The sequence below is a fragment of the Streptococcus oralis SK610 genome, assembly GCF_000257455.1.
GTDB classification, from domain to species: Bacteria; Bacillota; Bacilli; order Lactobacillales; family Streptococcaceae; genus Streptococcus; species Streptococcus oralis_CB.
On the sequence record NZ_AJKQ01000008.1, the window covers coordinates 265,756 to 291,747 of the forward strand.

Here is a 25,992-nt window from a genome sequence, read left to right on the forward strand (position 1 = left end):
GTTTTTTGGGTTCTGCGTCAACTAGGAAAGCTGACAAGAAAGCATATCTCCTACTTCCGATACATTTTAAACTGTAGGAAGAGGTCGCTATATTTTCCTGTCCATTTATGGTCAAATTTCTCATAAACTTCCAGGTGTTTCATGGTATCAGCGTCTGGATAGAAGGATTTGTCCTCACGAGTCTCCTCTGGGAGCATTTCCTTGGCTGGTAGGTTTGGTGTTGAGTAACCTACATACTCCGCATTTTTGAGAGCATTTTCGGGTTTTAACATAAAGTTGATAAAGGCATAGGCGGCATCTTGATTTTTCACGGTTTTTGGAATGACCATATTGTCAAACCAAAGGTTGCTGGCCTCTGTCGGAACGACATACTTGAGGTTAGGATTTTTCTCCAACATCTGGCTGGCTTCCCCAGAGAAAGTCACACCGATAGCAGCGTTGTTCTGAATCATGTAACCCTTCATCTCGTCTGCCACAATGGCCTTGATATTTGGAGTCAATTTGTAGAGCTTATCCACTGTCTCTTCCAACTGCTGAGGATCCTTGGAGTTGAGACTGTAACCAAGTGAGTTAAGCCCGAGTCCCAGCACCTCACGCGCCCCATCAAAGAGCATGATGGAATCCTTGTATTCTGGCTTCCAGAGGTCATCCCAATGCTCAGGCGCCTCATCTATCATGGTTTCATTGTAGACGATTCCCAAAGTTCCCCAGAAATAAGGAATGGAGAATTTGTTGCCCGGGTCAAAAGACTGGTTGAGGAACTCAGGTCCGATATTTTCGATTCCTTCAATTTTTGAATAATCGAGTGGTACCAAGAGGTCTTCGTCCTTCATCTTGTTGATCATGTACTCACTCGGGATGGCAATATCGTAGGTCGTTCCACCTTGCTTAATCTTGGTATACATGGCTTCATTGGAATCAAAGGTCTCGTATTGTACTTGGATTCCTGTTTCTTCTGTGAATTTCTCCAAGAGTTCGGGATCGATATAATCACCCCAGTTGTAGATAACCAGTTTTTGACTATCACGGCTATTGATTTTACTATCTAGATGAGTCGCAATTCCCCACAAGACAAGGATAATCGCTGCAATTCCTGCTAAAAATGAATAGAGTTTTTTCATGCTTGCTCCTCCTTCTCACGTGAGATAAAGTAATAGCCAACAACTAGGATAATACTAAAGAGAAAGACAAGGGCAGAGAGGGCATTGATTTCTAGCGAAATTCCCTTACGAGCACGAGAGTAGATCTCAACCGAGAGAGTCGAAAAGCCATTCCCTGTGACAAAGAAGGTCACGGCAAAGTCATCTAGCGAATAGGTGAAGGCCATGAAATAACCTGCAATGATAGACGGTGTCAGGTAAGGAAGCATGATTTCCTTGAACATCTGAAACTGGCTGGCTCCCAAGTCATAGGCCGCATGAATCATGTCATCATTCATCTCCTTGAGACGAGGCAAAACCATCAAGACCACGATAGGAATTGAGAAAGCCACATGACTAGATAGAACCGTCAAAAAGCCAAGTGAAAACTTAAGCTGGGTAAAGAGAATCAAGAAGCTAGCACCAATCATAACGTCAGGCGCAACCATGAGGATATTATTGAGTGATAAAAAGGCTTCTTGGTATTTCTTACGAGACTGGTAGATATAGATAGCACCAAAAGTCCCGATAATGGTCGCAATCAAGGCTGATAAAAAGGCCAAGAAAAAGGTTTGGGTGAGGATCAACATGAGGCGACCATCACCAAACATGGTTTTAAAATGGCTCAAGCTAAAGCCTGTAAAGCTGTTCATATCATCGCCAGCATTAAAGGCATAGCCAATCAAGTAAAAAATCGGCAAATAAAGGATGATAAAGACAAAGGCTAGGTAGAGATTGGCAAATTTTTTCATCGTTCTCTCCTTTCCTTGGTCACCCACATGGTGAGAAACATGGTCAGGATGAGGATCACACCGATGGTAGAACCCATACCGTAGTTGTCATTGGTTAGAAAGTTCTGCTCAATAGCCGTTCCCAGCGTGATAACGCGGTTCCCACCAATCAAACGTGTCAGCATGAAGAGGCTCAAGCTAGGAATAAAGACGGACTGAACCCCACTTCTCACCCCGTTCATCGATAAAGGGAAGATGACATGGCGGAAAGTTTCCCACTTGCTCGAACCGAGGTCATAGCTGGCATTGATAAGATTGTTGTCCATATCATCCAAGACATTGAAAATCGGCAAAATCATAAATGGAAGCTCGATGTAACTTGCGACAAAGATAAAGGAGAAATCGGTAAAGAGCAACTGCTGCGAACCGATTCCAATAAATTCTAGGAATTGATTAATAGAGCCATTTTGACCAAAAATTCCGATAAAGGCATAGGCCTTGAGGAGCAAATTGATCCAAGTTGGCAAAATAATCAGCATAAGCCAGAGTTGACGGTGCTTGAGACGAGTCAAAAAGAGGGCTGTTGGATAGCTGATGAGCAGTGTTACCAAGGTGACAATCCCTGCATAAAGCACAGAGTTGAAACTCATTTTAAGATAGGTCAAATTTTGTGACGCAAAGTAAGATTTATAATTTTCTAAACTAAACTGCCCTTCGATGTTGAAAAAGGATTGTCCAAAAATCAGGACCAAGGGTGCGAGAACAAAGAGGGCGATCCAAAGCATATAGGGCACTACAAAGAGTTTAGAGGTTGTTTTCTTCATCTCTTTCCTCCTCGATCGCGTTTATCAGACCTGCTTCTTGCTCTTCGATTTCTACGTACTCCTCGATACGTGCATCGAACTCTTCTTCGGTTTCGTTGAGACGCATGATGTGGATGTCTTCTGGTTCAAAGTCCAGACCGATTTCCTCACCCACAATGGCCTTACGAGTCGAGTGGATCATCCATTCATTTCCAAGTTCGTCATAGGCGATAATCTCGTAGTGAACCCCACGGAAGAGCTGGGTATCAACCTTAACTTGGAGCTTGCCTTCTTCAGGAAGGGTAATGCGCAAGTCCTCTGGACGAATGACAACCTCAACAGGCTCATTTGGCTTCATCCCCCCATCGACCGCTTCAAAGCGTTTGCCGTTAAACTCAACCAAGTAGTCCTCAATCATGGTTCCTGGCAAGATGTTGGACTCACCGATAAAGGTGGCAACAAAATGGTTGATCGGCTCATCATAGATGTCCACAGGTGTTCCAGACTGAACAATCTCGCCGTCGTTCATAACGAAAATCCAGTCACTCATGGCAAGAGCTTCTTCCTGATCGTGAGTGACAAAGACAAAGGTAATTCCCAATCGTTGTTGCAATTCACGCAGTTCGTACTGCATGTCTGTTCGCAATTTCAAGTCCAGCGCTGATAAAGGCTCGTCCAGCAAGACCACACGGGGCTGGTTGATAATGGCACGGGCAATAGCCACACGCTGACGTTGTCCTCCAGAGAGTTTACGGATGGAACGTTTTTCATAACCTTCCAACTGAACCATCTTGAGAACTTCCGCTACACGTTGTTCGATTTCTTTCTTGTCGACTTTACGCAAGCGGAGTGGAAAGGCAACATTTTCAAACACATTCATATGTGGAAACAAGGCATAGGATTGGAAGACGGTATGGACATCTCGTTTATTAGTTGGGATGTCATTGATCCGCACCCCATCCAGTAAAATATCCCCTGTCGTCGCATCCAGTAAACCTGCAATGATGTTCAGTATGGTTGATTTTCCTGAACCAGATGCGCCTAAAAGAGTGTAGAACTTCCCTTCTTCCAACTCAAAGTTAATGTCTTTAAGAACCTTGGTATTGCTGTCTTCAAAAACTTTAGAGACGTTTTTGAATTCAATAATTGGTTTTTTCAATTCCTCTAAATTCCTTCTTCTTCGTAAATTAACAGATTGGGACCTTGTTAGAATGCTAGACACAAGCGTAGGAAATAAATTGACCTAAACCTCATTTAGCGATAAAATCCCAATCTTTGAATGCTATGTAAAAATAATGTTATTCGTGTTCACCCAAGATACGAACTTCTCGCTCTAAGGTAACACCTGAATGTTCTTTAACTTTTTCAATGACAGACTCAATTAAGTCTTCATAATCTCTTGCAGTCCCATCGGCTACATTAATCATAAAGCCTGCATGTTTTTCTGAGACTTCGACACCACCGATACGGTAGCCCTTCAAACCAGCTTCTGAAATCAATTGTCCTGCAAAATGCCCGACTGGACGCTTAAAGACTGAACCACAAGATGGGTATTCTAGAGGTTGTTTGAGTTCGCGAAGGTGAGTCAAGCGATCCATTTCCTGCTTAATAACCTGATGATTTCCTGGAGCTAGGGCAAATTTAGCTGACAAGACAATGGCCCCAGAATCCTGAATAGCTGAATGGCGGTAACCAAAAGCCAAGTCCTTGACTGACAAGGTCTCGATTTCCCCTTCCTTGGTCAAAATTTGACAAGACTGCAAGATGTGAGCAATCTCTCCTCCGTAAGCACCCGCATTCATAAAGACTGCACCGCCGACGCTCCCTGGAATGCCACAAGCAAACTCAAAACCAGTCAAACTATGACGAAGGGCAATACGTGTTGTCTCGATCAAATTAGCACCCGCTTCTGCTTCGATGGTATAGCCATCAACCGAAACGTTATTAAGCTTATCGCACAAGATGACAAAACCACGGATTCCACCTTCACGAACGATGATATTGCTGGCATTCCCAAGCACCATCCATGGAATATTCTCTTGATTGGCAAATTGAACGACACGGGCCATCTCATAGCGATTGCGTGGCAAAACTAGGTAATCTGCTCGACCTCCTACCTTTGTATAGGTATAGGTCTTCAAGGGTTCCTTAAAACGAATATCGATTCCTTCTAAGATTTCAAGCATTTTTTCTTTTACTGACATGTCACTCTTCCTTTTTCAAAATTCATTCCATTATACCATTTTTAGAGACATTTGACGACCATAAAAAGAGCTTGTTTTATCATTACATAAAAAAAGAGGTCACCCCTCTTTTTATGATTTTTTCCAAAATGTAGATTTTGTCAGCCAGATAAAGACTAAAAGTTCTACGAGAAGAATAAACTCAACTAGAAGCGGATTTGCAATCCATCCAACATGAGATAAGGCTGGAGCCAAGTCAAACAAGGCATGCAAACCATAGGCAGCAAGGAGGTAGATCCATTTCTTTTGACGGACACTTTGATAGACCCAGATAGAGAGACCAATTTGCAGAACCAAGGCAAGCACACGTTCAACTCCTAGTAAATAAACCTGCCATACAGAAAGAGACTGAACCGTTTCAAGTGTAGACTTTGGAAGAAGATTGGCTACATCAGTATTTGAAGACTGGATGAGTGAAAAGAGAATCAAAAGACTGATCAAGCTTCCCATTCCGAGATAGAGCATCTCCAAGCCGCCATGTCCCAAACCATAAGCCAAAGCATCTCGATCTTCTAGCTTTCTCTTTTTCTCCAACCATTTAAAAAAGATAAGACGAGCCGTCTCTTCAAAGAGGGCTGCCATAGCGATCCCATAAAGGACGTATAAGAAAGGCTGCTCCTGCATAAGCGGAATGGTTCCATCTTTTTGCGGATGGAGTATCAGAAGGTGAACCATCTTCTCTAACACTTGAGAAGAAACAAAAAATGCGATTGCCCCCAAGCCCATCACTGCAAGAGAGATTTTAAACCGCTTTTTGGCATACCAAGTCCCACTTACTAGAATGAGAACCAAAGCGATCATGGTAAGGATAATATGTACTGTCATCTTTTTCTCCTATTCTGACTTATCAATATCTTTCTTCATCTCGTCAACGTTAAATTTGGCAAATAAATACTGGCGATCTTGGACTGGAAAACGTTGGTCCAACTGGTCGACTGCTCCAACCTCGATCATTCCTTCTTTGATAACAAAGTTCATCACATGGCCACCAAAGGTCAAATCATCTGAGATAAAATGCAAATGGTAGCCTGCAACACTCACTCCATGGAAAATCTCCGGTGTCCAAAATCCAACAATAGTTCCCGATACATTTTCACGGCTATATTCAGGTTGGTGAGTCGCTACATCAGCAAACTTGGTATCAGGTGTGGATTTGGGAATCATCCGTACGTGCATGTGGGCAAATTCCCCATGAATCTTGATGGAGCGAAAAAGATTTTCCCCATCATAGTAGGACTCAATTCGTTTTTCCAATTCCTTGTCTGTCATCTCAAAGCGCTGGCGGAAAATCACTTCTGCCTGATGGGGAACAACTGCCGCATAGGGAATAAGAGCATCCGCTGCCACTTCAACGATTTCAGGCGTTTGACCAGAACCCTTGGCTTGATAAGCCTTGCCATCAAGGACAATCAACTCCCCATCAATCGAATCAAGGGTTCCCAAGCCGAGGTCACCATGTTCCAGCAATTCTCCCACTGTCATAGTTCCACCATAGAGACCTGCCATTAAGGCACCTAGAGTATTGTATTGAAATAATTTAACCGGTTCCTGCACTTTTCTATCCATTCTCTTTCTTATCTTCTGTTCAATGAATCACTATACTTTCTAAGTATACCACATTTGCTCCTAGTTGTGAAAGGGAGAAATGCTTTTCCCATTGCAAAGGAGGCAAAAAAAAGGTACAATGTAACAAAATCAACGGAGGTCTGGAATGAAGAAAGAAAGTAAATACCAAGCAGTCGTTTCCTTTCTCAAAAAAGGGATTGAATCAGGAAAATTCCCAACAGGTAGCCGGCTTCCCTCCATCCGTCAATTGAGCCAAGACTTCCACTGTAGCAAGGATACTATCCAACGAGCCCTACTGGAATTACGCCATGAACAATACCTCTATGCCAAACCCCAAAGTGGCTACTATGTTCTGGAACAAGGACAGCACCAAGACTTGGAAATCGAAGTCACTGACGAGCATGCTAGTGCCTATGACGACTTCCGACTCTGCGTCAATGAAACCCTGATAGGTCGAGAAAACTACCTCTTCAACTACTATGATAACCAAGAAGGCCTTGAGGAACTCAGACAATCTGTCCATCAACTCCTCTTTGACCAAGCCCTCTACTGCAAACCCGACCAACTGGTTCTGACTTCGGGTACCCAGCAAGCTCTCTTTATCCTTTCTCAGATCAACTTCCCAAGTAAGGGAGAAGAGATTTTGGTTGAACAGCCGACTTACCACCGAATGAATCGCCTCTTGGTCGCTCAGGAATTGGCCTACAGGACCATTGAACGCCGAATCGATGGCATTGACCTTGAAGAACTGGAAGAACAGTTTAAATCTGGGAAAATCAAGTTTTTCTATACCATTCCTCGCTTCCACTATCCCCTAGGTCATTCCTATTCTGATCAGGAAAAGAGGGCTATTCTGGATCTAGCAAACCAGTATGGTGTTTACATCGTAGAGGATGACTATTTAGGGGACCTAGATCCTAGAAAGGGCCAAACCTTCCACTATCTGGATACTGAAGATCGGGTCATTTATATCAAGTCCTTCTCAACAAGTCTCTTTCCAGCCCTTCGTCTTACCGCTCTCATTCTCCCAAATGCCCTAAAAGAGGCCTTTATTTCCTACAAAAATATCTTGGACTATGATAGCAATCTCATCATGCAAAAGGCTCTTTCTCTTTACATCGATAGCCAGTTATTTGAAAAAAATCGACTGACCAGACTGACCCTTCAAGAGAACTATCAGGCTCAGATTAAGGAAGTACTTGAAAAAAACACCTGTCCCTTGCCCCACTATCCTCTACACGATGGTCTTTTGCTTGATTTGAGACACTATCCTAAAATTGCCAGATTGAAACACAGCTCACTCAAACTAGACTTTTTTGAGAAGGCTTATTTGGACGCCTGTCCTTATCAGTTTGCCAAAGTCCCTCTTGAAAATCTAGAAGAGCTATTAGAATACATAAAAGCAGAATTGGATTAAAGTCCAACTCTGCTTTCTTTTTTACTGTTCAACTTCTGTTAGTTTCGCAGCTTTTTCCAGATAAGTTTGATAGGTTCCTTCATCTTTCAGTTTTTGGATAACCTTATCGACTACTGCTTTCAAGTCTGATTGATCCTTCTTGATGGCAACGGCATTGGCTTCGCCATCTTTCATCGTCAAATTAACAGATGCAACGGCAAGGTCTGAGTTTTTACCAGCGTAGCTAAGAGCCACTGGTTCATCCATATGAACAGCATCCACTTTTCCAGCCTGCAATTCATTGACTGCTTCACCCATATTGGTCAAGGATGTCAATTGGGCATTTGGTAATTGTTCCTTGACCATGGTTTCTGGAACAGTTCCCTTTTGAGCTGCGATATTCGCACTTGCGAGGCTTGAAAGATCCTTGTACTTGTCTAAATCGGCTTTTCTAACCAAGAAGCTCATCTTATTTTCATAGTAAGGGATAGAAAAGTCAAAGACTTCCTTTCTCTCATCTGTGGCACTAATTCCTGCTATGGCTAAGTCAGCCTTTCCAGTTTGAAGACTGGTCAAGACATTGTCAAAACTCATACTAGAGATTTCAAGTTTAACTCCAAGTTCATCCGCAATCGCTTGAGCCATATCAATATCTGCTCCAACCACTTGGTTTTTACCATCTACCAAGGCTTGGAATTCAAACGGTGCATAGTCCGGGCTGGTCGCAACAACTAGCTTTCCTTTTTGTTTAATAGCATCCACAGCAGACTGAGAACTATCCGTACTGGATTGACAAGCTACTAAAACCATGCTGGCAAGCATGCTACACACAACTAATATCCATTTCTTAAACTTCATAAATAAACGACCTTTCTGTTTTTCCTGAATAATTATAACTCTTTTAAAAATAGTTGTCAACTCTTTTAGAGATTTTGATTGTAAAACAATTCTTTTCACAAAAAAGAAGACTGATTTATTCTAATCAGCCTTTTGTTCTGTATATTTAAACCGTTTCTTATAGTTCGACAATTTTACCTGTTTCAAAGTAAACAACCCATTCACAGATGTTTTTTGCGTAGTCTCCGATACGTTCCAAGAAAGAAATGACCTGGAAGTAATCACGGCCTGTAACGATAGCTTCAGGATTTTTCCTAATTTCTTCTGTAGCCAAATCACGGATGCTATCAAAGTAATGGTTGATTTTTTCATCCATAGCCGCCACTTCGTAGGCTTGATCCACAGAACCGTTCAGATAGAGATCAAGAGCTGCTTCGACAAAGTTTTTCACGTCGCGTCCCATCTTTTTGATTTCTTCTTCAACAGAAGGGATACGTTGCTCCCCCTTCATACGAATGGTCGCCTCAGCTATAGACACTGCATGATCTCCCATGCGTTCCACGTCAGAAACTGCCTTGAGAACGGTCAAAACGGTACGAAGATCTTGCGAAACAGGTTGTTGAAGGGCAATCATTTCAAATGATTTCTTTTCCAACTTCACTTCGTATTCATTTACTTCTGCATCGTCTTCGATGACTTCTTTTGCCAAATCACGGTCATGCGTAACAAAGGCACGCACTGTACGATTGATCTGCGAGAGCACTTCTTGTCCCATAGCATAGAACTGGTTGTGCAATTTCTCCAAATCTTCTTCAAATTGAGATCGTAACATCATTCAACTCCTTATCCAAATTTTCCTGTAATATAATCTTCTGTTTCCTTGTTTTGTGGGTCTAGGAACATCTTCTTCGTATCGTTAAACTCGATCAAATCCCCATCTAGGAAAAATCCTGTTTTATCAGAGATACGTGAGGCCTGTTGCATCGAACGCGTTACCAAGAGCATGGTGTACTTATCTTTCAGACCATACAAGGTTTCCTCAATCTTACCTGCAGAAATAGGATCCAAAGCTGAAGTTGGTTCATCTAAGAGGATAATTTTCGGACTGGTTGCTAAGACACGAGCAACACAAACACGTTGTTGTTGTCCACCTGAGAGACCAATGGCCGAATCATGCAAACGATCCTTTACTTCATCCCAGATAGAAGCGCGTTGCAAGGCCTTTTCAACTGCTTCATCCAAAACATGTTTATCCTTAACCCCATTGATACGTAGCCCATAGACAACATTTTCGTAGATAGACATAGGGAAGGGATTGGGCTGTTGAAAGACCATACCAATTTCCTTACGCAATTCAACCGTATCAGTACGGGGACTGTAGATATTGTGACCATTATAGACCACTGATCCAGTTGTTGTCACCTCAGGATTTAGATCGCCCATGCGGTTGATGGCTTTGAGTAGGGTGGACTTTCCTGATCCAGAAGGACCAATCAAGGCCGTTATTTCCTTAGGTTGGAAAGAAAGGGAAACACTATTCAAGGCCTTCTTTTTATTGTAATAAACGGACAGGTCTGACACCTGTAAAATCGCTTCTGACATACCGTTTCCTTTCTAACCAAAGTGTCCTGTTACATAGTCATTGGTTGACTGTAACTTAGCATTTTGGAAAATATTGGATGTCTTATCATACTCAATCAAATCACCCAGGTAGAAAAATCCTGTGTAGTCACTTGCACGCGCAGCCTGTTGCATACTGTGGGTAACGATGATGATGGTAAAGTCCTTCTTCAATTCCAACATGGTTTCTTCCAGCTGGGCTGTCGCAATCGGATCCAAGGCTGACGCCGGTTCATCCATCAAGAGGATATCTGGCTTAACAGAGATGGCGCGAGCGATACAGAGACGTTGTTGCTGACCTCCAGAAAGCATCAAAGCTGATTTGTGGAGGTCGTCTTTGACCTGATCCCAAAGGGCAGCCTGTCTTAGAGAGGTTTCTACAATTTCATCGAGTACTTTCTTGTCCTTAACACCTGCACGTTCATGAGCAAAAGTGATGTTGCGGTAAATAGACTTGGCAAATGGATTTGGACGTTGGAAGACCATCCCGATATGCTTGCGCATCTCATAGACATTGATTTCTGGACGGTTGACGTCAATCCCTCGGTAGAGGATTTGACCTGTGACCTTGGCAATATCAATAGTATCATTCATCCGATTGAGACTGCGAAGATAAGTAGATTTCCCTGATCCAGAAGGACCAATCAAGGCTGTTATTTTATTTTTTTCAAATTGCATATCGATGCCCTTGATGGATTCATTTTTACCATAGTAAACATGTAAATCCTTGGTAGAGAGGGCCACTTTTTCTTCAGGGAAGGTGATGATATGCTTTTCATCCCAGTTATATTTTGACATGGCTTCTCCTTTAGGCAGCGGTTAATTTTTTGTGTAAATAGCTTCCGAGTTTGCGTGCTCCAAAGTTAAAAATCAAGATAAAGATGAGGAGCACAGCAGCAGAACCAGCAGATACAATGGTAGCATCAGGAATGGTTCCTTCACTGTTGACCTTCCAGATGTGGACAGCCAAGGTTTCAGCTTGACGGAAGATTGAGATAGGACTGGTAACACTGAGGATATTCCAGTTAGACCAGTCAAGGGCGGGAGCTGATTGTCCTGCCGTATAGATAAGAGCGGCAGCCTCACCAAAGATACGGCCAGAGGCCAAGACAACACCCGTTACGATACCTGGTAGGGCTTCTGGAATAACAACATGAACAATTGTCTCCCAACGAGAAATCCCAAGAGCCAAGCCTGCCTCACGTTGTGTATGGTGAACGTGTTTTAAACTGTCCTCAACATTTCGAGTCATCTGAGGGAGGTTAAAGACCGTCAAGGCCAAGGCACCTGAAATGATTGAAAATCCATACTCAAACTGGACTACAAAGATCAAATAACCAAAGAGACCTACAACGACTGATGGTAGAGAAGACAAAATCTCAATACAGGTACGAATAAAATTGGTCACAGGCCCTTTTTTGGCATACTCAGCGAGGAATACACCAGCTCCCATAGATAGCGGAACAGAAATGATCAAGGTAATGACCAGAAGGAAGAAGGAATTGTAGAGCTGAATCCCGATACCCCCGCCTGCTTGATAAGAGGAGGATTTCCCAGTCAAGAAGGACCAAGAGATATGCGGTAACCCTCTCACCAAGATATAGAGAATCAAAGATGCCAAAATGGTCACGATGATACCCGCGATGGTATAGAGGACAGCTGTTGCAAGTTTATCTAATTTCTTAGCGTGCATAGTTTTTCTTTCCTCTTTCTTTCGTAATCAATTTAATCACACTGTTAAAGGCCAAACTCATCAAGAGCAAGACTAAGGCCAGTGACCAGAGAACGTTATTATCCACCGTTCCCATGACGGTATTTCCGATACCCATAGTCAAAACAGAAGTCAAGGTCGCAGCTGGTGTTGTTAGAGATGTTGGGATAACTGCTGAGTTTCCGACAACCATCTGAATAGCAAGGGCTTCACCGAAGGCACGCGCCATCCCAAAGACCACTGCAGTGAAAATACCTGAACGTGCTGCTTTCAAGGTCACACGCCAGATGGTTTGCCAACGAGTGGCTCCCATAGCTAAACTAGCTTCACGGTAATGACGAGGAACAGCACGCAAGCTGTCTGTTGTCATAAAGGTTACAGTTGGTAGGATCATGACAAAAAGAACGAAAATCCCTGACAAGATCCCAAAACCGGTTCCACCAAAGATACTACGAACAAAAGGCACCACAACTTGCAAACCGATAAATCCATAGACGACTGAAGGAATACCGACGAGAAGTTCAATGGCTGGTTGCAAAATTTTTGCACCCTTTGGTGATACTTCTGTCATAAATACTGCAGCACCAATAGCAAAGGGAGTTGCGATGAGGGCTGATAAAATCGTCACAATAAAGGAACCCAAAATCATCGGAAGGGCACCAAATTGTTTCCCTGAAGGATTCCAAGTTTGTCCAAAGAGGAAATCAAAGATGTTCACCCCATTGACAAAGAAGGTCGATAAGCCTTTTTGGGCTACAAAAATCAAAATCATGGCCACAATGATGACAATCAAAGAAAGGCAAGTGAAGGTCAATCCTTTACCAAACTTCTCAAGCCGAGAGTTCTTTGAAGGAGAGAGTAATTTTTTAGATAATTCTTCTTGATTCATTATTGACCTCCTTCTACTGCTGTAACGGTACCTGAAGCATCCTTTTGGACTTTCATTTCATTGATAGAGATATAGCCCATGCCCTTAACAATTCCATTTTGTGCTTCATCTGAGAGGACGAAATTCAGGAATTCAGCAGCTAACTCATTTGGCTGACCGAGTGTGTACATATGTTCATAAGACCACAAAGGCCAGTTGTTGGTCGTTACATTTTCAGACGTAGGTTCATACCCATTCAGTTTCATACTTTTCACGGAATCATCTACATAGGCAAAGGCCAGATAAGAAATGGCTCCAGGAGTTTGGGATACAATGGACTTGACCATCCCGTTAGAATCCTGCTCTTGGCTCTGCATAGCAGATTGACCATTCATAACCACCGTATCAAACGTCGCTCGTGAACCAGAACTTGCTGCTCGGTTGATGATTGAAATGGCCAGGTCTTTGCCCCCAACTTCTTTCCAGTTGGTCACTTCACCTGTAAAGATTTTGCGAAGTTGCTCGGTTGTGAGATTTTCAACATCCACTTCCTTGTTTACAATCACAGCAAGACCAGCCACTGCAACCTTGTGGTCTACTAGAGCTGAAGCATCGATTCCATCTTTTTCCTCTGCAAAAACGTCAGAGTTCCCGATGTCTACTGCTCCAGACTGGACTTGAGATAGTCCTGTACCCGATCCACCGCCTTGAACATTGACTGTTTTTCCGATGTTTCTAGAACCAAATTCATCTGCTGCCGCTTCGACAAGAGGCTGAAGAGCTGTTGAACCAACGGCTGTCATAGATTCTCCACGATCAATCCAGCTAGCACATCCTGCTAGAGAACCTGCCACCAAAAGAGCTGCAAGAGACATGACGAGCTTTTTTCTTTTTTTCACTGTTATTCTCCTTGAACATAATGATAAATGTTCTGATTTCTTCCGTTTGTCCTGATCATCCAATAATCATCAATGATTGTCCCGCTTTATTTTATCTAGACATTCTTCGGAGCGGACAATTCCATCGTATAATATAAGTAATAATAAAAGACTATCAGAAAAAACTCATACTTCCACTATAACATAGAATAGGCTCTTTGACTAGCTTTTTCACCTGAATCTGAGCCCTTTTGGATAATAATTTTTCAAAACATTTCCCGTTACCTTGGCAAAGCCTAATCCGTTTCCTTGAACCACAACTTGGTACCAGCCATTTGGTCGAGTCTCATACAATTGAACAGTCTCACCAGCCACATATTTTACAAAGTCCTCATCATTGATTTCGACCCTTTGTTTTACTTGGCTTGGTTTCAAGGCTAATCCCAGAGCAAAGCTTGGTTCAAAACGTTTCTTCTTAAACGTCCCCAGATGAAGTCCATTTCGGGCAATTTTGAGTTTCCCTAGATCAGGTAGTATCTCTGGCAAGAGATAGAGCTGATCTCCAAAAGTCCGCATGATACCAGTTAGATTGACCTGCAAGTGTTTTTGGGCAAATTCTTGCCACAGAGCCAATTGTTCACGACTGAGATTGCTCTTGCTGGCTTTGAATTTAGGTGCTGGATTTTCTCCCTTAAACTGCAAATGGGCAACAAACTGACCTTCTCCCTTAAAATGGTGAGGGTACATTCGCGCCGTTTCAGGAAGATCAATTCCTGCTACCATACCGTTCACATGCTCGACTGGAAGCAATTCAAAATCATAAGTATCCAGCAACCAGTGGATGATTTCTTCATTTTCCTCAGGTGCCCAAGTACAGGTCGAATAGATCAAACGGCCACCTTCAGCAAGCATGGTCACTGCATCTTCTAAAATTTCTCTTTGGAGACTAGCACATTGGCTAGGATAATCGGTACTCCAATAATCCATGGCATCGGGCTGCTTACGAAACATCCCTTCACCCGAGCAAGGGGCATCAAGTACAATCACATCAAAATAACCTTTAAAAACCTTGGCCAAGCGATCAGCAGATTCATTGGTTACAACAACATTTGTAGCTCCAAATCGCTCCATATTTTCCACTAAAATCTTAGACCGCTTGCTTGAAATTTCATTGGAAACAAGGACTCCTTGATTAGCCAGATAAGCTACTAGTTGAGTGGATTTTCCACCTGGTGCTGCCGCCAAGTCCAAGACCTTCATGCCAGGAAGGGGCTGAGCTATCTGGGCCACCATTTGGGCTGCAGGCTCTTGCGAATAAACGAGACCTGTCACGTGCTCTGGTGACTTCCCTGAGACCTTACCATAGTGTCCCCAAGGTGTATGGGGAATAGCATCCGCAAACGACAACTGACTTTCTTTTAAGGGATTAACCCGAAAAGCCGATACTGCTTCCTGTTTAAAAGAGGCAAGAAAATCTCTTGCCTCATCTTCTAGTATCGCTTCATATTTTTCAACAAATCCTTTTGGAAATTGCATTTAGTTTTCTTTCCTTTCGTAGATATAAGACTGAATCTCTTCTTGCATCTCGATTGGTACCATCATGACAGGCTGACGCGTTTTAAAATCAGCGGGCTCACCTGATACTGTAAGAAGACGATAACCCAGACTTTCCCCTAAGATACTGGCCGCAGCGTAGTCCCATGGCTGTAGGTAGGTAATGTAAGTCAGAAGTCGACCTGATAAAACCTTGGAAAAACTAATGGCCGCACTACCGTAGACACGGACTCCCAACGCTGCTCGACCCAAATCACCCAAGCCCCACTCATTGGTTTCAAACATACTTGAGTTACCGGCAACTAAAAATTCTTGAAGAGGTTTCTTTTTAAAAGGCGGTAAGGGATCATTATTACGACAAGGAGGAAAGGCACCACCACCATGGTAACAATCGCCTTTCATGACATCATAGATGATGCCAAATTTGCCCACACCATCCTCAAAATAAGCCAACATAACGGCAAAATCTTCCTGCTGGGCGACAAAATTATTGGTACCGTCAATGGGATCAATCACCCAAACGGAACCTTGACCGACTGCAGCACGTAAACAACCCTCTTCCGCGCAAATCAAGTCCTTAGGATAGGAGGACCTGATCCGATCAACCAAGAGTTGCTGAACCTCCTTGTCCAAACGTGTCACCAAGTCAGTAGGGGAAGACTTGCGCTCAACCTGTAAATCTTCTTTCATGTGAGCCAAAATATAGGCAGCAGCTTCCTGCACAATCTGTTTGGCAAATTCAAATTTAGTTTCCAAGAGAAATCTTCCCTTCTCTTTTTTCTTTTGCTAATTGAACTGCATGATAGAAGGAGTAACCGCTAGCCGTTTCAAATTCGCGACCTAGGCGCTTTTCTTCACTTTTGCTCGGAACGACAGACTTAAATTCCCTATAAGAATCTAGCAGTTTTTTTGCTTCTACCTTATCTTCATAAGCAGCTTCAACATCATTAAAAAAAGAAAGCACTGAAGCAAGTTCTTCAGTGCTCCACGACAAATCTAGTGGGTAACTATACTGTTTGTTCATCTATCCTATACCAGCTCTCAATGTTGCTTCTTTCAATTCTTGTTTACGGTAACTACGAGGGAGAAAAGCACGAATCTCATCTTCATTAAAACCGATCTGCATGCGTTTGGTATCTATAATAATTGGGCGACGCAAAAGACTAGGATATTGCTCAATCAACTGAAGCAACTCCGATACCGAGATACTCTCTACATCAATATCTAATTTTTGAAAAATTTTTGAACGAGTTGAAATGATGTCATCAGTACCATTTTCGGTCAAGGAAAGAATATGTTGTAATTCTTTTCTTGTTAAAGGACTAGTCATAATATTATGCTCTTGAAAGGGCACTTTATGCGTCTCTAACCAAGCCTTTGCCTTACGACATGATGTACAACTCGGTGATAAAAATAGTGTAATCATGCTTTTCTCTTCTTTAATCTATACTTGCTATTTCTATTATACAAAAAAATAAAGCGCTTGACTAGGTATTTTTAGAAAAAAAGCCTATTTTTTCATAGAAAATAGACTCTTTTCTGTAAAAATTACCTGTTTTACAAGTTTATTTTTAGGATAACCTAACAATATATAGGGAGTGGAGTAACTTCTCTCGTTTTTTATTAAAAATACAGAATTTTATCTACTTTTTCCTTGAAGCTTTAGCAAGAAGGAAACCAAACATTCCTTCATACAAGGCAAAGAAAAGTACAAAGGCATGGAGGAAGAAAGTCTCTGGTAAAATCAGAATAACTCGATCCTTTGCTGGATCAAAAAGCCAGGTATCGTCTCCCACAAAGAGAATCTGATGGAAAAGAGTAAAGAATTGCTCAAAACCAATCAACACTCCTACAAGCCCAATGATCAGAGGCAATAGTACTAAAGTCAGAATACTTTTACGATATAGTGCTAAAAAGCCTTTTTTCACAATCTTTCTAACAAAGAAATAGAAACTTGGAAGTGTCACTAGGGCAACTAGCTGAACCAAGTGGAAGAGATTCTTCACCACCGCAAAGTGGTGTAGACCAGCCGCTGACGAACGAAAATCTGGCATCTCTAAGACCTGACTAAAGGGATTGGCCAGGTAATTCATCAAGATATGAAAGTTATAAAGAATGGTTTCTGGCTTTAGATAGACTCGATTCTCTAAGTTCAGCCACTGAATCTCCATGGGATAGAAAATCCAAGCCAGATAAATGGTTAAGAGAATAGAAAGGGAGAAGAGAAAGAGCATACTTCCCCAAAAGGTTAGTTTAGTTTTCATCAAAATCCCACTCCGCAAGGCTCGAAAGGACATGAGTTGGTGCAATTGGCAGGTCCGCTACTTCCTCTGCCTTGGTAAAACCTGTCGTCACCAAGAGCGTTGGAATACCATTGTCAATCCCTGCTCGGATATCTGTCAGGTAGTTGTCCCCAACCATGAGCAATTCTTCTCTTTTCAAGCCCAAGTGCTCAACTGCCTTGTCCATAATGATAGCATTTGGTTTCCCGATATAAACTGGTTTCACTCGTGTTGCTACTTCAAGAAGTGTAATTAGTGAACCAGCACCTGGCAAAAGACCACGTTCCGTCGGGATATTGAGGTCAGGGTTGGTTCCGATAAAGTGAGCACCCTTTTGGATAGCTAGAGTTGCTGTGGCAAATTTTTCATAGTCGACTTGCCAGTCCAGTCCAACTACCACATAGGCTGGATTTTGCTTGTCTTCGACATAACCAGCCGCCTGAATGGCATCCTTGAGCCCCGCTTCACCGATGACATAGACTGTCTTTTCCAGTCCCAAGTCATTCATATAGTCGATGGTTGCCAAAGTTGCTGTGTATACAGTCGATAGAGCCGTGTTGATATTAAAATTCTGAGCCAACATCTCTTGAACGCTCTCAGGAGTACGAGTTGTATTGTTGGTTACAAAGAGATAAGGAATTTCTCGCTTTTGCAACTCATGGACAAAAACCTCTCCTGCCGGAATTCGGTCTTTCCCCTTGTAAATGGTTCCGTCTAAATCAATTAAATAACCTTTATAAGTCATATCGCTCTTTCTAATTGCCTTCAATTTCTTGCCAAGCTATCTTTGCCTGAGCATTGATATCGCCATCACTGATAATCTGATGCTTGCTTTCTAGTCCCTTGAGTTCATAAAATGAGGCAATCATGCCACCCGGCCGCACTTCTTTGACATACTTGAGATTGATTTTCTTTGGAATGTACTTGGTTAGAAAATCTGCTCCCATGACCTCAAAAATCCAGTCTAGGTATTTACTATTATTAACATGACCATTCATATCCAAATCGTAAAAACGAACATGGTAGTCTTTACTGATTGGTTCTTCTAGATTTGCATACTTTGGCCCACGGATGAGTTTTTTATCAAACTCAGACTGGTAAGGCGCAACAATCTCCGGTTCTACAGCATGGACTTTCCGACTATCTCTGTCCATGAGAACAAAGGTTGCTACCATGCGAATGATTTCTTTACCTGCTTCATCATAGATAGTGAAACGGCGGTAGCAAAAAAGACGATTGTAAGTCAATGCTTCTGTTTCAATCGTAATCTCTTCAGCAAAGCGAGGCAAGCGAACCACTTCAATTTCATAATCCGTGATAATCCAGACCAGATTGTAACTCTCCAATACGTCCTTGTCACTGACTCCTAGTTCAATCGACTGCATACCTGATACTTGCAGGGACAGCAAAATCACATCTGGAAGTTTGATATGACCGTTCATGTCCGCCATATCAAAAGGAATTTTCATTTTCATTTGATAAGTTAAGCCCATTGTTCTACTCCAAAATAAATCGTTCTGCTACAGTGTCTCCTAAAAAGAGACCTCTCTTTGTCATTCGGACACGATCACCATCGATCTGCATGAGTCCTTGTTGAACCAAGTCTCTGATGATTTTTCCATATAGTTCATCAAAGGACCGTTCGAATTTTTCCTCAAATCGCGCCATGGAAACCCCAGATTTCTTGCGGAGGCCTAGGAACATTTCTTCTTCCATCTGCTCCCTTTGACTCAGGTGTTCTTCTGTAATCCGAGCATTTCCTGCCTCTACCGCATTGAGATAGTGGCGGATAGGACCGTGGTTTTTATAACGTACCCCATTGACATAACCTGAAGCACCCGCACCGATACCATAATACTCGGCATTATCCCAGTACATGAGATTGTGGCGACTTTCAAATCTAGGCTTAGAGAAATTCGAAATCTCATAATGCTCAAAACCAGCTCGCTCAAGCTCTGCGATGATGTACTCAAACATTTCTGCTTCTAACTCTTCCTTTGGCAAGGGCAATTTCCCTCTTCGCATACGGTTCATAAAGACCGTATGATTCTCCAAAATCAAGCTATAAAGACTCATATGAGGAATATCAAGCGAGATAGCCTTAGCTACATTGTCCTTTACTTGTTCCATGGTCTGACCAGGCAATGCATAAATCAAGTCGATGGAGATATTGTCAAAACCAGCCAATTTAAGACGGTCGATATTTTCATAAATATCCTTCTCCAAATGACTGCGCCCAATTTTTTTCAGCATTTTGTCATCAAAAGTCTGCACACCTAAAGAAACACGATTGACTGGCGACTGTTTCAAAACCGTAATCTTATCCGCGTCCAAATCGCCTGGATTGGCCTCAATGGTTAACTCTTCCAAAACTGACAAGTCCAAGTTTTTAGTCAAGCCATCCAAGAGCAGCTCTAATTGCGGAGCTGACAAAGCTGTTGGTGTCCCACCTCCAATGTAGAGGGTTCGCAATTTTTGGATATCATAAGAACGAAACTCTTCTAGCAGATGCTCCAAATAACTATCTACTGGTTGATTCTTGATAAAAACTTTTGAAAAGTCACAATAATAACAAATCTGTGTGCAAAAGGGAATATGCACATAGGCTGACGTTGGTTTTTTCTGCATAGTATTTATTATACCACAAAGACAGGCTTGCAGATAAAATCACCATCTCCAAAAACCAGAGATGGTGATACCTTATACTTCAGTAATATCGATGATGATTTCTTCTTGGTCTTCAGCAACATCGGGAGTTGCTGACTGTTCTTGCCATTGCTCCTTGAGATTGTTAAAGGTTTCTTTTGATGCTTCTGTCGCTTGTCGTGCACATGTTTTGGCTTGATCAAGGACACTTTCAAAAGTAATTTCACCAGATTCTACTTGTTCCTTTGTTCTCAGCACAAAGTCCGTTGCTTGTTCTTTCACTTCTGTCAATTTCTCACAGACTTGCTCTTTGGCATATTCTGGATCTTCTCTCAAATCATCTAGAAAATCTTGAGCTTGACTGCAAACTTGCTTGCCCTTGTCACTGGTTAAGAACAAGGCCAAAGCTGCACCTGATACAGTTCCTAAAAGGATAGAGGATAGTTTTCCCATAAGATTTCTCCTTTTTTATTTTTTGAAAAATTTACTTGCGACACGAAGAGCGGACAAGCCTGCACCTGTTTTAATGGTCTTTGAACCAGCAGATGAAGCCTTTTTACCTAAAACACGTGCATGTTGGTTGAGATCAGATACTGACTCAGATAAGTCAGCCACCGCCGTAAAGAGTGGATCAATCGTCGCAACCTTAACATTGATATCGTCAACCAAGACATTAACTTTTACCAACAATTCATTGGTATGATGCAAGGTAACGTCCACATCTGAGCTCAACGTTTTGATGGTTTTCTCCGTCTCATCAATCATACGACCTGCTTTTTGAATCGTGATTGTCAAATAGACTAAACAGACAATCAAAGCAATCGCAACAAGTATATATGCAACTTCTAACATTTATTTTTCCTCCTCTGTATGATAGAAAGGGGCTTTCTTTCGATTTTGATAAAGTATGATAAAAATACCGAGTCCGATAAGGACAACTGATAACCATTGGGAAACTCGCAGACCAAAGAACATGAGACTGTCTGTTCGCATCCCTTCGATAATCATACGACCAAAGCCATACCAAATCAAGTAGAAAGCAGTGATATGACCACGTCTGATTCCCTTTAATTTTCTTCTAAAAATCAGAATCAAAGCAAATCCAATCAGATTCCAAACCGACTCATATAAGAAGGTCGGCTGACGGTAGCTACCATCAATGTACATCTGGTCACGGATAAAGCCCGGTAAATAGTCCAGACTATCCACCGCTGCACCGTAGGCTTCTTGGTTAAAGAAGTTCCCCCAGCGTCCTAAACTCTGGGCAACCATGACGCTCGGTGCTGCAATATCTAAGAAATCCCAAGTATTGATCAGCTTTCTATCTGCAAAGATATAAAGGACAATAGCACCCGCTATCAAGCCTCCATAAATGGCCAAACCACCATTCCAAATGGCGATGATTTCACCTGAATTTTGCAGATAATAATCTAAACGAAAGAGTACGTAGTATAGTCTAGCACCTAAAATTGCAACTGGAAAAGCAATCAGAATAAAATCTAAAATATCATCTGACAGGATTTTCTTTTTAGGAGCTTCTTTCATGGCAAGATAGACTGCCAGAACCAAACCAGCTACAATACACAAAGCATACCAACGAATAGCAAAGGGACCAATTTCAAATACGACTGGATTAATCATGTTTCACCTCATTTTGAGCGATTAGATTTGTCAAACGTTCTTCAAATAAACGTGTCGCGTCAAAGCCCATTTCTTTAGCACGGTAGTTCATGGCAGCCGCCTCAATAACAACGGAGATATTTCGTCCTGTTTTTACTGGGATGCGAATACGCGGAATCGTTACACCAGAAACTTCGAGTTCTTCGGCATTGTTTCCTAGACGGTCAAAGGTCTTATGCGTATCGTAATTTTCTAGATAAACTGCTAACTGAACTTGTGAAGAATCTTTTACAGCACTCGCACCATAGAGACTCATGATATCGATAATCCCAACTCCACGAATCTCAAGTAAATGCTTCAAGATTTCAGCAGGTTCGCCCCAAAGAGTCATTTCATCCTTAGAATAAATATCTACACGATCGTCTGCTACTAGACGGTGTCCACGCTTCACAAGCTCAAGACCTGTCTCGCTCTTACCGATACCACTATCCCCTTGAATCAAGACACCCATGCCATAAATATCCATCAAGACACCATGCACACTGGTACGTTTAGCCAAACGGGAATCAAGATAGCTAGAGAGTTCTCCAGATAAACGACTGGTTGCTGTTCGACTGGTTAAAATCGCAATCTTGCATTCTCTAGCAGCCCTCAACATTTCCTCTGGAACTACCAGACCACGAGCCACGATAACCGCTGGTGTTTCAGGTAGAAACATTTTCTTCAAAACTTGATAACGGTTCTGGGCAGGCATGGCAACTAAATAGGACCACTCCTTCATCCCTAACAGCTGAATCCGTTCTGGTGTATAGTAATCAAAATAGCCCGTCATTTCAAGACCAGGTCTCATAATGTCCGCAGTATTGATTTCTTTTTCAAGTAATTCGCCTTCACCATAGACAATATCTAGTCTGAGTTTTTCAATGACATCTCTTACTAAAACCGACATAATTTCCTCCTTCAATCGAGTTCTCCTTACTATTATATCAAATTGTAGTTGGAAGTTTCCTTTTTTTGCAGGATTTACAGTATTTATTTGATGTTGCTTGGGAAAATATTTGACTAGTAAGTCTTTTCGTACTCTTTTAAATTAACCGAGACAAATCTACTGCAAATTGGTCAACGTCAATCACCAAGTCCCTTCCAGACTTTTCAAAGTAAATCCTTGGAAGACCTTTTGTTAACATTCTGTTTGCATCAGCCATATCTTGAGGATAGATATAGAACTGTTGACCTTGTGGAAACTGATTTCGAACCTGCCATTCTTCAAAGTCCTTCAAAAAAGTCTTATGAGACGGCATGCTGACTTCTTCAAACAAGGAATGATCAAACAATCGTACCAATCGATATAGACCATGAATCTCATCTGCAAAGCACTTATCAATCTTTTCATAGGGGAAGCCTCGTCTCTGATAAGCCTGGCATAAGTTTTGTAAGGACTCACTTAATGCAACTGCATCTTTTTTTGCCAAACTTATAAAATACCGAACAGAAAATTCTTCTATACCAGTTCGTTTTTTCTTCCCTAAAAACTGTTGTGCACGCAAGAGGGACTCGGATAATCTTTCTTCATCTTGATAATAAAGAGCGTATAAAAGATTAATCACATTTTCTGGATAATAAGTTCCTTTCAACAAGGGTAAATCTTTGGGGATGAATGATGGAATGACTGAAAAATCGTTACAAGCAAAAGAGGTAAACAAGCCTTTCAAAATCCCATCTGTGTAAATGGTTCCACTTGCCAACAAACCACCTCTCATCAACTCGGTTCTTCCTGTTTGCCGTAGCGCATTGTTTAACTGTGTATAATCCTCATCTAAAAACGCCGCATAATAGGCAAAATATTTAATATCATCTAGCAATAAGCTACTGTACAATTTTACTCTTAAAACCTTGTCAGACAATACTTTTGAATCGGTCAAATACTTTTCAAAAATTCTTTGGTTTGACTCTTCAAATTCCTTCCAATCTATCGGATCAGCACAATAACCCCAATCTTCCAAGTGATTTTCACGCATCTTTTGATATTCTTTTATATACTCTCTCATAACAATTTATTCCTCTAAACATTGTGCAAAAAAAGACTAGACAAGTCTAGCCTTTCATTTCAAATTAGAATTTTTTACGTTTACGAGCTGCTTCTGATTTACGTTTACGTTTTACAGAAGGTTTTTCATAGAATTCACGTTTGCGTGTTTCTTGAAGAGTACCAGCTTTAGTAACCGCACGTTTGAAACGACGAAGTGCATCGTCAAGAGATTCATTCTTACGTACTACTGTTTTAGACATTTTTTTCACTCCCTTCAAGTTCAAGATCTATTCCATTTTACACGCAAAATGAATATTTGTCAAGGGAAAACTGACATAAACTTATATTATCTTCCCTTTTCTTTTTAAAAGGAACAACGTATTAGAATAGATGTCATAATAGCGAAAAAAATTATTTTAATCCTGTTCAGAAACAACTTTTATTTCTTTATCATTTACAATAACAGCTTGTGAATTGTTCATTCGCATTAAGTCGAGCTGATTTTTATAGGTTTCAAAGGTCTTCTTGCTACTATCAGTAAAAGGCTCCTCACTATAATGTGGAAGGATGTAAAAATCCACTTCATCCAATCCCGTTGTATCCGATAACTCTTTCGCTACCGTCTTGTCGTCCATGAGCTTATTGTAGTCAATATCCTTGGCGGTAATGATAGCCCCTGCTGATTCTCCCACATAGATCAGCCCATCTCTTATTTGTTCTTTGATAAGAGATAGGAGTTGCTTTTTCTTTAATTCTTGCAATAAATAAAAGGTATTCCCGCCAGAGATATAAAGAATTTTGCTTTGGAAAATCTTTGCCTGTGCAGTTTCTCGATCACAAGAAGCAATATCTAGAACCTCTATCTCAAATCCTAAATCTTTGAATGTTTGCTGAGCCTCATCGATATAGGCAGTATAATCCTCTTTGTTCCCAGCGGTAGGAATAAATAAAACCTTATTTTCTAGATTCTTTTCCTTTGCATAATCGCTAAAAAGCTTTTTGACTCCAGCAAAGTATGAACATAAAAATAATTGTTTCATGACTGTACCTCCATTAATGTTTAACAATTTTATAAAGGATCCACGCTCCCTTTCTTTGACTAGTTATAAGCTCAAACCCTATTAACAACAAGAATCGTCTAAATGCTTCTTCGCTTTGGACCTCTGGTAAAAAGTAAGACAACTTGTTATATTCACAAGCCAGTAAGAGCATCCCGTCTGATTTGAGTATTCTTCGAAGTTCCATAAAAGAAGCCTCTAGATCCTGCCAATGAAAATGAGTTTGAAAAGCTGTGATTAAATCAAAACTTTCATCAGAAAAGCCTGTATCCCTAACGTCTCTTCGTTCAAAATTTATATTAGTTATCTCTATCTGTTTGGCTTGAGCTATTGCTACATCTGAAATATCAATTCCAGTTATAGTACTTTGCGGAAAAGTTTCTTTCAGTTGGATGGTTGAACGGCCATTCCCAACTCCTACATCTAAGATTGCAGGGTAAAATGTCCTATCCAGATGACGAATTGCCCATACAAACATGGGGAGATAGGCTCTATTCCACAATTTCATCATTCGTTTTCCTAGAAAGCCCGAAGGGTTCTTTGATTGCTGAATGAGACGAGAAAACAGTAACATCAAAAGTAAAAAACAAGTAAAACCAATTATATAAATCAAAGTCTAGCCTCCTCGTATAACTTTATTATACCACTTTAGCAGGATAGTGAACAATTGATGCAAAATAATTAAACGATTTTCAAACCAATTACCAAAAAGAGAGAACCAATTGGTTCTCTCTTTCTGTTAGACTGACATCTTCTTAGATAGCGATGAATGTAATCATTTCAATCAAGTATCTAAAACAACTTACTAGATGATTTTCGCTACTAATTATTCTTCCTCAGATTTCTTTCTTTGAGCTAGAGAAATCAATCCCATACCTGATAAAGCAGCCAATAGACCAGCTGTCAAGTGAGATGTCTCCTCAGAACCCGTATTTGGAAGAGTTTTAGCAGTTCTTTCTTCTGTAATATCTTGTTGTTCTGGATTTTCAACGACAGGAAGTTCTACTACGG

Annotated in this window: 32 protein-coding genes; 1 reads left to right on the forward strand and 31 read right to left on the reverse strand. The window is 41.4% G+C overall.

Annotated elements, in window-relative coordinates; genetic code table 11:
- Positions 1 to 50: 50 nt before the first annotated feature.
- The 7 genes from HMPREF1115_RS06010 to budA all read right to left on the reverse strand — a co-directional run bounded on the left by HMPREF1115_RS06010 (position 51) and on the right by budA (position 6,482).
- A complete protein-coding gene (locus HMPREF1115_RS06010; protein ID WP_000737937.1) occupies positions 51 to 1,121 on the reverse strand; it encodes an ABC transporter substrate-binding protein in 1,071 nt (356 codons plus the stop codon).
- Positions 1,118 to 1,891 (reverse strand): ABC transporter permease, encoded by a 774-nt coding sequence (locus HMPREF1115_RS06015; RefSeq protein WP_000712716.1) that lies wholly within the window; start codon positions 1,889 to 1,891, stop codon positions 1,118 to 1,120. The genes HMPREF1115_RS06010 and HMPREF1115_RS06015 overlap by 4 nt, the downstream gene beginning before the upstream one ends.
- Positions 1,888 to 2,694, reverse strand: a complete 807-nt coding sequence (locus tag HMPREF1115_RS06020) for an ABC transporter permease (protein ID WP_000754117.1) — start codon at positions 2,692 to 2,694, stop codon at positions 1,888 to 1,890. The genes HMPREF1115_RS06015 and HMPREF1115_RS06020 overlap by 4 nt, the downstream gene beginning before the upstream one ends.
- Positions 2,675 to 3,832 (reverse strand): ABC transporter ATP-binding protein, encoded by a 1,158-nt coding sequence (locus tag HMPREF1115_RS06025; protein WP_000742905.1) that lies wholly within the window; start codon positions 3,830 to 3,832, stop codon positions 2,675 to 2,677. The genes HMPREF1115_RS06020 and HMPREF1115_RS06025 overlap by 20 nt, the downstream gene beginning before the upstream one ends.
- Before the next feature lie 139 nt (positions 3,833 to 3,971).
- A complete protein-coding gene (gene murB / locus HMPREF1115_RS06030) occupies positions 3,972 to 4,877 on the reverse strand; it encodes a UDP-N-acetylmuramate dehydrogenase (protein ID WP_000111593.1) in 906 nt (301 codons plus the stop codon).
- A 111-nt stretch (positions 4,878 to 4,988) separates the two neighbouring features.
- Entirely contained in the window at positions 4,989 to 5,741 is a 753-nt protein-coding gene (locus tag HMPREF1115_RS06035; protein WP_000215877.1) for a YhfC family intramembrane metalloprotease, read from the reverse strand.
- Between the two features lie 9 nt (positions 5,742 to 5,750).
- Positions 5,751 to 6,482: an acetolactate decarboxylase gene (gene budA / locus HMPREF1115_RS06040; RefSeq protein WP_000375403.1), complete on the reverse strand. Its 732-nt coding sequence runs from the start codon at positions 6,480 to 6,482 to the stop codon at positions 5,751 to 5,753.
- A gap of 145 nt (positions 6,483 to 6,627) precedes the next feature.
- Between budA and HMPREF1115_RS06045 the strand changes: the two genes are divergently transcribed.
- Positions 6,628 to 7,899 carry an aminotransferase-like domain-containing protein gene (locus HMPREF1115_RS06045; protein ID WP_000712267.1) on the forward strand — a complete coding sequence of 424 codons (1,272 nt, stop codon included), beginning with the start codon at positions 6,628 to 6,630 and terminating at the stop codon, positions 7,897 to 7,899.
- Between the two features lie 21 nt (positions 7,900 to 7,920).
- Here the strand turns inward: HMPREF1115_RS06045 and HMPREF1115_RS06050 are convergent, their stop codons facing one another.
- The 24 genes from HMPREF1115_RS06050 to HMPREF1115_RS06165 all read right to left on the reverse strand — a co-directional run.
- The gene (locus HMPREF1115_RS06050) at positions 7,921 to 8,736 is read right to left on the reverse strand and encodes an ABC transporter substrate-binding protein (RefSeq protein WP_025170986.1); all 816 of its coding nucleotides are present in this window, start codon (positions 8,734 to 8,736) and stop codon (positions 7,921 to 7,923) included.
- 157 nt (positions 8,737 to 8,893) lie between these two features.
- Positions 8,894 to 9,547: a phosphate signaling complex protein PhoU gene (gene phoU, locus HMPREF1115_RS06055; RefSeq protein WP_000946469.1), complete on the reverse strand. Its 654-nt coding sequence runs from the start codon at positions 9,545 to 9,547 to the stop codon at positions 8,894 to 8,896.
- 11 nt (positions 9,548 to 9,558) lie between these two features.
- Positions 9,559 to 10,317, reverse strand: a complete 759-nt coding sequence (gene pstB, locus HMPREF1115_RS06060) for a phosphate ABC transporter ATP-binding protein PstB (protein ID WP_001287327.1) — start codon at positions 10,315 to 10,317, stop codon at positions 9,559 to 9,561.
- Positions 10,318 to 10,329: 12 nt separating this feature from the next.
- Positions 10,330 to 11,133 carry a phosphate ABC transporter ATP-binding protein PstB gene (pstB, locus tag HMPREF1115_RS06065; RefSeq protein ID WP_000049851.1) on the reverse strand — a complete coding sequence of 268 codons (804 nt, stop codon included), beginning with the start codon at positions 11,131 to 11,133 and terminating at the stop codon, positions 10,330 to 10,332.
- A gap of 10 nt (positions 11,134 to 11,143) precedes the next feature.
- Positions 11,144 to 12,028 carry a phosphate ABC transporter permease PstA gene (gene pstA / locus HMPREF1115_RS06070; protein ID WP_000543054.1) on the reverse strand — a complete coding sequence of 295 codons (885 nt, stop codon included), beginning with the start codon at positions 12,026 to 12,028 and terminating at the stop codon, positions 11,144 to 11,146.
- On the reverse strand, positions 12,018 to 12,935 hold the full coding sequence (gene pstC, locus HMPREF1115_RS06075) for a phosphate ABC transporter permease subunit PstC (protein ID WP_001070950.1): 918 nt from the start codon (positions 12,933 to 12,935) through the stop codon (positions 12,018 to 12,020). The genes pstA and pstC overlap by 11 nt, the downstream gene beginning before the upstream one ends.
- The gene (locus HMPREF1115_RS06080; RefSeq protein WP_000746365.1) at positions 12,935 to 13,813 is read right to left on the reverse strand and encodes a phosphate ABC transporter substrate-binding protein PstS; all 879 of its coding nucleotides are present in this window, start codon (positions 13,811 to 13,813) and stop codon (positions 12,935 to 12,937) included. Before HMPREF1115_RS06080 ends, pstC begins: the two co-directional genes overlap by 1 nt.
- A 210-nt stretch (positions 13,814 to 14,023) precedes the next feature.
- Positions 14,024 to 15,328: an RsmF rRNA methyltransferase first C-terminal domain-containing protein gene (locus tag HMPREF1115_RS06085; protein ID WP_001160293.1), complete on the reverse strand. Its 1,305-nt coding sequence runs from the start codon at positions 15,326 to 15,328 to the stop codon at positions 14,024 to 14,026.
- Positions 15,329 to 16,102 carry an inositol monophosphatase family protein gene (locus HMPREF1115_RS06090; protein ID WP_000448237.1) on the reverse strand — a complete coding sequence of 258 codons (774 nt, stop codon included), beginning with the start codon at positions 16,100 to 16,102 and terminating at the stop codon, positions 15,329 to 15,331.
- A complete protein-coding gene (locus HMPREF1115_RS06095) occupies positions 16,092 to 16,370 on the reverse strand; it encodes a UPF0223 family protein (RefSeq protein WP_001041965.1) in 279 nt (92 codons plus the stop codon). Before HMPREF1115_RS06095 ends, HMPREF1115_RS06090 begins: the two co-directional genes overlap by 11 nt.
- Positions 16,371 to 16,772 carry a Spx/MgsR family RNA polymerase-binding regulatory protein gene (locus tag HMPREF1115_RS06100; RefSeq protein ID WP_000631261.1) on the reverse strand — a complete coding sequence of 134 codons (402 nt, stop codon included), beginning with the start codon at positions 16,770 to 16,772 and terminating at the stop codon, positions 16,371 to 16,373. It abuts the gene before it with no gap.
- Positions 16,773 to 16,989: 217 nt separating this feature from the next.
- Positions 16,990 to 17,610 (reverse strand): TIGR01906 family membrane protein, encoded by a 621-nt coding sequence (locus HMPREF1115_RS06105; RefSeq protein WP_000850611.1) that lies wholly within the window; start codon positions 17,608 to 17,610, stop codon positions 16,990 to 16,992.
- Complete coding sequence (locus tag HMPREF1115_RS06110) at positions 17,600 to 18,373, reverse strand: TIGR01457 family HAD-type hydrolase (RefSeq protein ID WP_000221324.1); 774 nt, start codon at positions 18,371 to 18,373, stop codon at positions 17,600 to 17,602. Before HMPREF1115_RS06110 ends, HMPREF1115_RS06105 begins: the two co-directional genes overlap by 11 nt.
- A 10-nt stretch (positions 18,374 to 18,383) precedes the next feature.
- Positions 18,384 to 19,121: an acyl-[acyl-carrier-protein] thioesterase gene (locus tag HMPREF1115_RS06115; protein ID WP_000524802.1), complete on the reverse strand. Its 738-nt coding sequence runs from the start codon at positions 19,119 to 19,121 to the stop codon at positions 18,384 to 18,386.
- 4 nt (positions 19,122 to 19,125) lie between these two features.
- Positions 19,126 to 20,256 carry a radical SAM family heme chaperone HemW gene (gene hemW / locus HMPREF1115_RS06120; protein WP_001170082.1) on the reverse strand — a complete coding sequence of 377 codons (1,131 nt, stop codon included), beginning with the start codon at positions 20,254 to 20,256 and terminating at the stop codon, positions 19,126 to 19,128.
- A 72-nt stretch (positions 20,257 to 20,328) separates the two neighbouring features.
- The gene (locus tag HMPREF1115_RS06125) at positions 20,329 to 20,727 is read right to left on the reverse strand and encodes a YtxH domain-containing protein (RefSeq protein ID WP_000517385.1); all 399 of its coding nucleotides are present in this window, start codon (positions 20,725 to 20,727) and stop codon (positions 20,329 to 20,331) included.
- A gap of 15 nt (positions 20,728 to 20,742) precedes the next feature.
- Entirely contained in the window at positions 20,743 to 21,126 is a 384-nt protein-coding gene (locus HMPREF1115_RS06130) for a DUF948 domain-containing protein (protein WP_000895024.1), read from the reverse strand.
- Complete coding sequence (gene lgt, locus HMPREF1115_RS06135; protein WP_000609746.1) at positions 21,127 to 21,915, reverse strand: prolipoprotein diacylglyceryl transferase; 789 nt, start codon at positions 21,913 to 21,915, stop codon at positions 21,127 to 21,129.
- The gene (gene hprK, locus HMPREF1115_RS06140; RefSeq protein ID WP_000115190.1) at positions 21,908 to 22,843 is read right to left on the reverse strand and encodes an HPr(Ser) kinase/phosphatase; all 936 of its coding nucleotides are present in this window, start codon (positions 22,841 to 22,843) and stop codon (positions 21,908 to 21,910) included. The genes lgt and hprK overlap by 8 nt, the downstream gene beginning before the upstream one ends.
- A 136-nt stretch (positions 22,844 to 22,979) precedes the next feature.
- Positions 22,980 to 23,942, reverse strand: coding sequence for a hypothetical protein (locus HMPREF1115_RS06145; RefSeq protein ID WP_001209614.1), 963 nt, complete (start codon positions 23,940 to 23,942; stop codon positions 22,980 to 22,982).
- A 64-nt stretch (positions 23,943 to 24,006) separates the two neighbouring features.
- Positions 24,007 to 24,183, reverse strand: a complete 177-nt coding sequence (gene rpsU, locus HMPREF1115_RS06150) for a 30S ribosomal protein S21 (RefSeq protein WP_000048054.1) — start codon at positions 24,181 to 24,183, stop codon at positions 24,007 to 24,009.
- Between the two features lie 156 nt (positions 24,184 to 24,339).
- Positions 24,340 to 24,963 (reverse strand): Type 1 glutamine amidotransferase-like domain-containing protein, encoded by a 624-nt coding sequence (locus HMPREF1115_RS06155; RefSeq protein ID WP_000811172.1) that lies wholly within the window; start codon positions 24,961 to 24,963, stop codon positions 24,340 to 24,342.
- A 13-nt stretch (positions 24,964 to 24,976) separates the two neighbouring features.
- Entirely contained in the window at positions 24,977 to 25,594 is a 618-nt protein-coding gene (locus HMPREF1115_RS06160; protein WP_000639298.1) for a class I SAM-dependent methyltransferase, read from the reverse strand.
- Between the two features lie 213 nt (positions 25,595 to 25,807).
- Positions 25,808 to 25,992, reverse strand: a 185-nt coding sequence (locus HMPREF1115_RS06165; RefSeq protein WP_000325865.1) for an LPXTG cell wall anchor domain-containing protein, incomplete at its 5' end; no start/stop codon positions are given.

Bases quoted from the DNA above. Each gene is read 5' to 3' on its own strand.
- HMPREF1115_RS06125 (WP_000517385.1), bottom strand. From the start codon at position 20,727: ATGGGAAAACTATCCTCTATCCTTTTAGGAACTGTATCAGGTGCAGCT.
- HMPREF1115_RS06155 (WP_000811172.1), bottom strand. From the start codon at position 24,963: ATGAAACAATTATTTTTATGTTCATACTTTGCTGGAGTCAAAAAGCTT.
- pstA (WP_000543054.1), bottom strand. From the start codon at position 12,028: ATGCACGCTAAGAAATTAGATAAACTTGCAACAGCTGTCCTCTATACC.
- pstB (WP_000049851.1), bottom strand. From the start codon at position 11,133: ATGTCAAAATATAACTGGGATGAAAAGCATATCATCACCTTCCCTGAA.
- HMPREF1115_RS06115 (WP_000524802.1), bottom strand. From the start codon at position 19,121: ATGGGCTTAACTTATCAAATGAAAATGAAAATTCCTTTTGATATGGCG.
- HMPREF1115_RS06050 (WP_025170986.1), bottom strand. From the start codon at position 8,736: ATGAAGTTTAAGAAATGGATATTAGTTGTGTGTAGCATGCTTGCCAGC.
- HMPREF1115_RS06105 (WP_000850611.1), bottom strand. From the start codon at position 17,610: ATGAAAACTAAACTAACCTTTTGGGGAAGTATGCTCTTTCTCTTCTCC.
- rpsU (WP_000048054.1), bottom strand. From the start codon at position 24,183: ATGTCTAAAACAGTAGTACGTAAGAATGAATCTCTTGACGATGCACTT.
- HMPREF1115_RS06145 (WP_001209614.1), bottom strand. From the start codon at position 23,942: ATGAGAGAGTATATAAAAGAATATCAAAAGATGCGTGAAAATCACTTG.
- HMPREF1115_RS06110 (WP_000221324.1), bottom strand. From the start codon at position 18,373: ATGACTTATAAAGGTTATTTAATTGATTTAGACGGAACCATTTACAAG.
- pstB (WP_001287327.1), bottom strand. From the start codon at position 10,317: ATGTCAGAAGCGATTTTACAGGTGTCAGACCTGTCCGTTTATTACAAT.
- HMPREF1115_RS06085 (WP_001160293.1), bottom strand. From the start codon at position 15,328: ATGCAATTTCCAAAAGGATTTGTTGAAAAATATGAAGCGATACTAGAA.
- HMPREF1115_RS06130 (WP_000895024.1), bottom strand. From the start codon at position 21,126: ATGTTAGAAGTTGCATATATACTTGTTGCGATTGCTTTGATTGTCTGT.
- pstC (WP_001070950.1), bottom strand. From the start codon at position 12,935: ATGAATCAAGAAGAATTATCTAAAAAATTACTCTCTCCTTCAAAGAAC.
- HMPREF1115_RS06045 (WP_000712267.1), top strand. From the start codon at position 6,628: ATGAAGAAAGAAAGTAAATACCAAGCAGTCGTTTCCTTTCTCAAAAAA.
- HMPREF1115_RS06020 (WP_000754117.1), bottom strand. From the start codon at position 2,694: ATGAAGAAAACAACCTCTAAACTCTTTGTAGTGCCCTATATGCTTTGG.
- phoU (WP_000946469.1), bottom strand. From the start codon at position 9,547: ATGTTACGATCTCAATTTGAAGAAGATTTGGAGAAATTGCACAACCAG.
- hemW (WP_001170082.1), bottom strand. From the start codon at position 20,256: ATGCAGAAAAAACCAACGTCAGCCTATGTGCATATTCCCTTTTGCACA.
- lgt (WP_000609746.1), bottom strand. From the start codon at position 21,915: ATGATTAATCCAGTCGTATTTGAAATTGGTCCCTTTGCTATTCGTTGG.
- budA (WP_000375403.1), bottom strand. From the start codon at position 6,482: ATGGATAGAAAAGTGCAGGAACCGGTTAAATTATTTCAATACAATACT.
- hprK (WP_000115190.1), bottom strand. From the start codon at position 22,843: ATGTCGGTTTTAGTAAGAGATGTCATTGAAAAACTCAGACTAGATATT.
- HMPREF1115_RS06015 (WP_000712716.1), bottom strand. From the start codon at position 1,891: ATGAAAAAATTTGCCAATCTCTACCTAGCCTTTGTCTTTATCATCCTT.
- murB (WP_000111593.1), bottom strand. From the start codon at position 4,877: ATGTCAGTAAAAGAAAAAATGCTTGAAATCTTAGAAGGAATCGATATT.
- HMPREF1115_RS06010 (WP_000737937.1), bottom strand. From the start codon at position 1,121: ATGAAAAAACTCTATTCATTTTTAGCAGGAATTGCAGCGATTATCCTT.
- HMPREF1115_RS06035 (WP_000215877.1), bottom strand. From the start codon at position 5,741: ATGACAGTACATATTATCCTTACCATGATCGCTTTGGTTCTCATTCTA.
- HMPREF1115_RS06095 (WP_001041965.1), bottom strand. From the start codon at position 16,370: ATGAACAAACAGTATAGTTACCCACTAGATTTGTCGTGGAGCACTGAA.
- HMPREF1115_RS06100 (WP_000631261.1), bottom strand. From the start codon at position 16,772: ATGATTACACTATTTTTATCACCGAGTTGTACATCATGTCGTAAGGCA.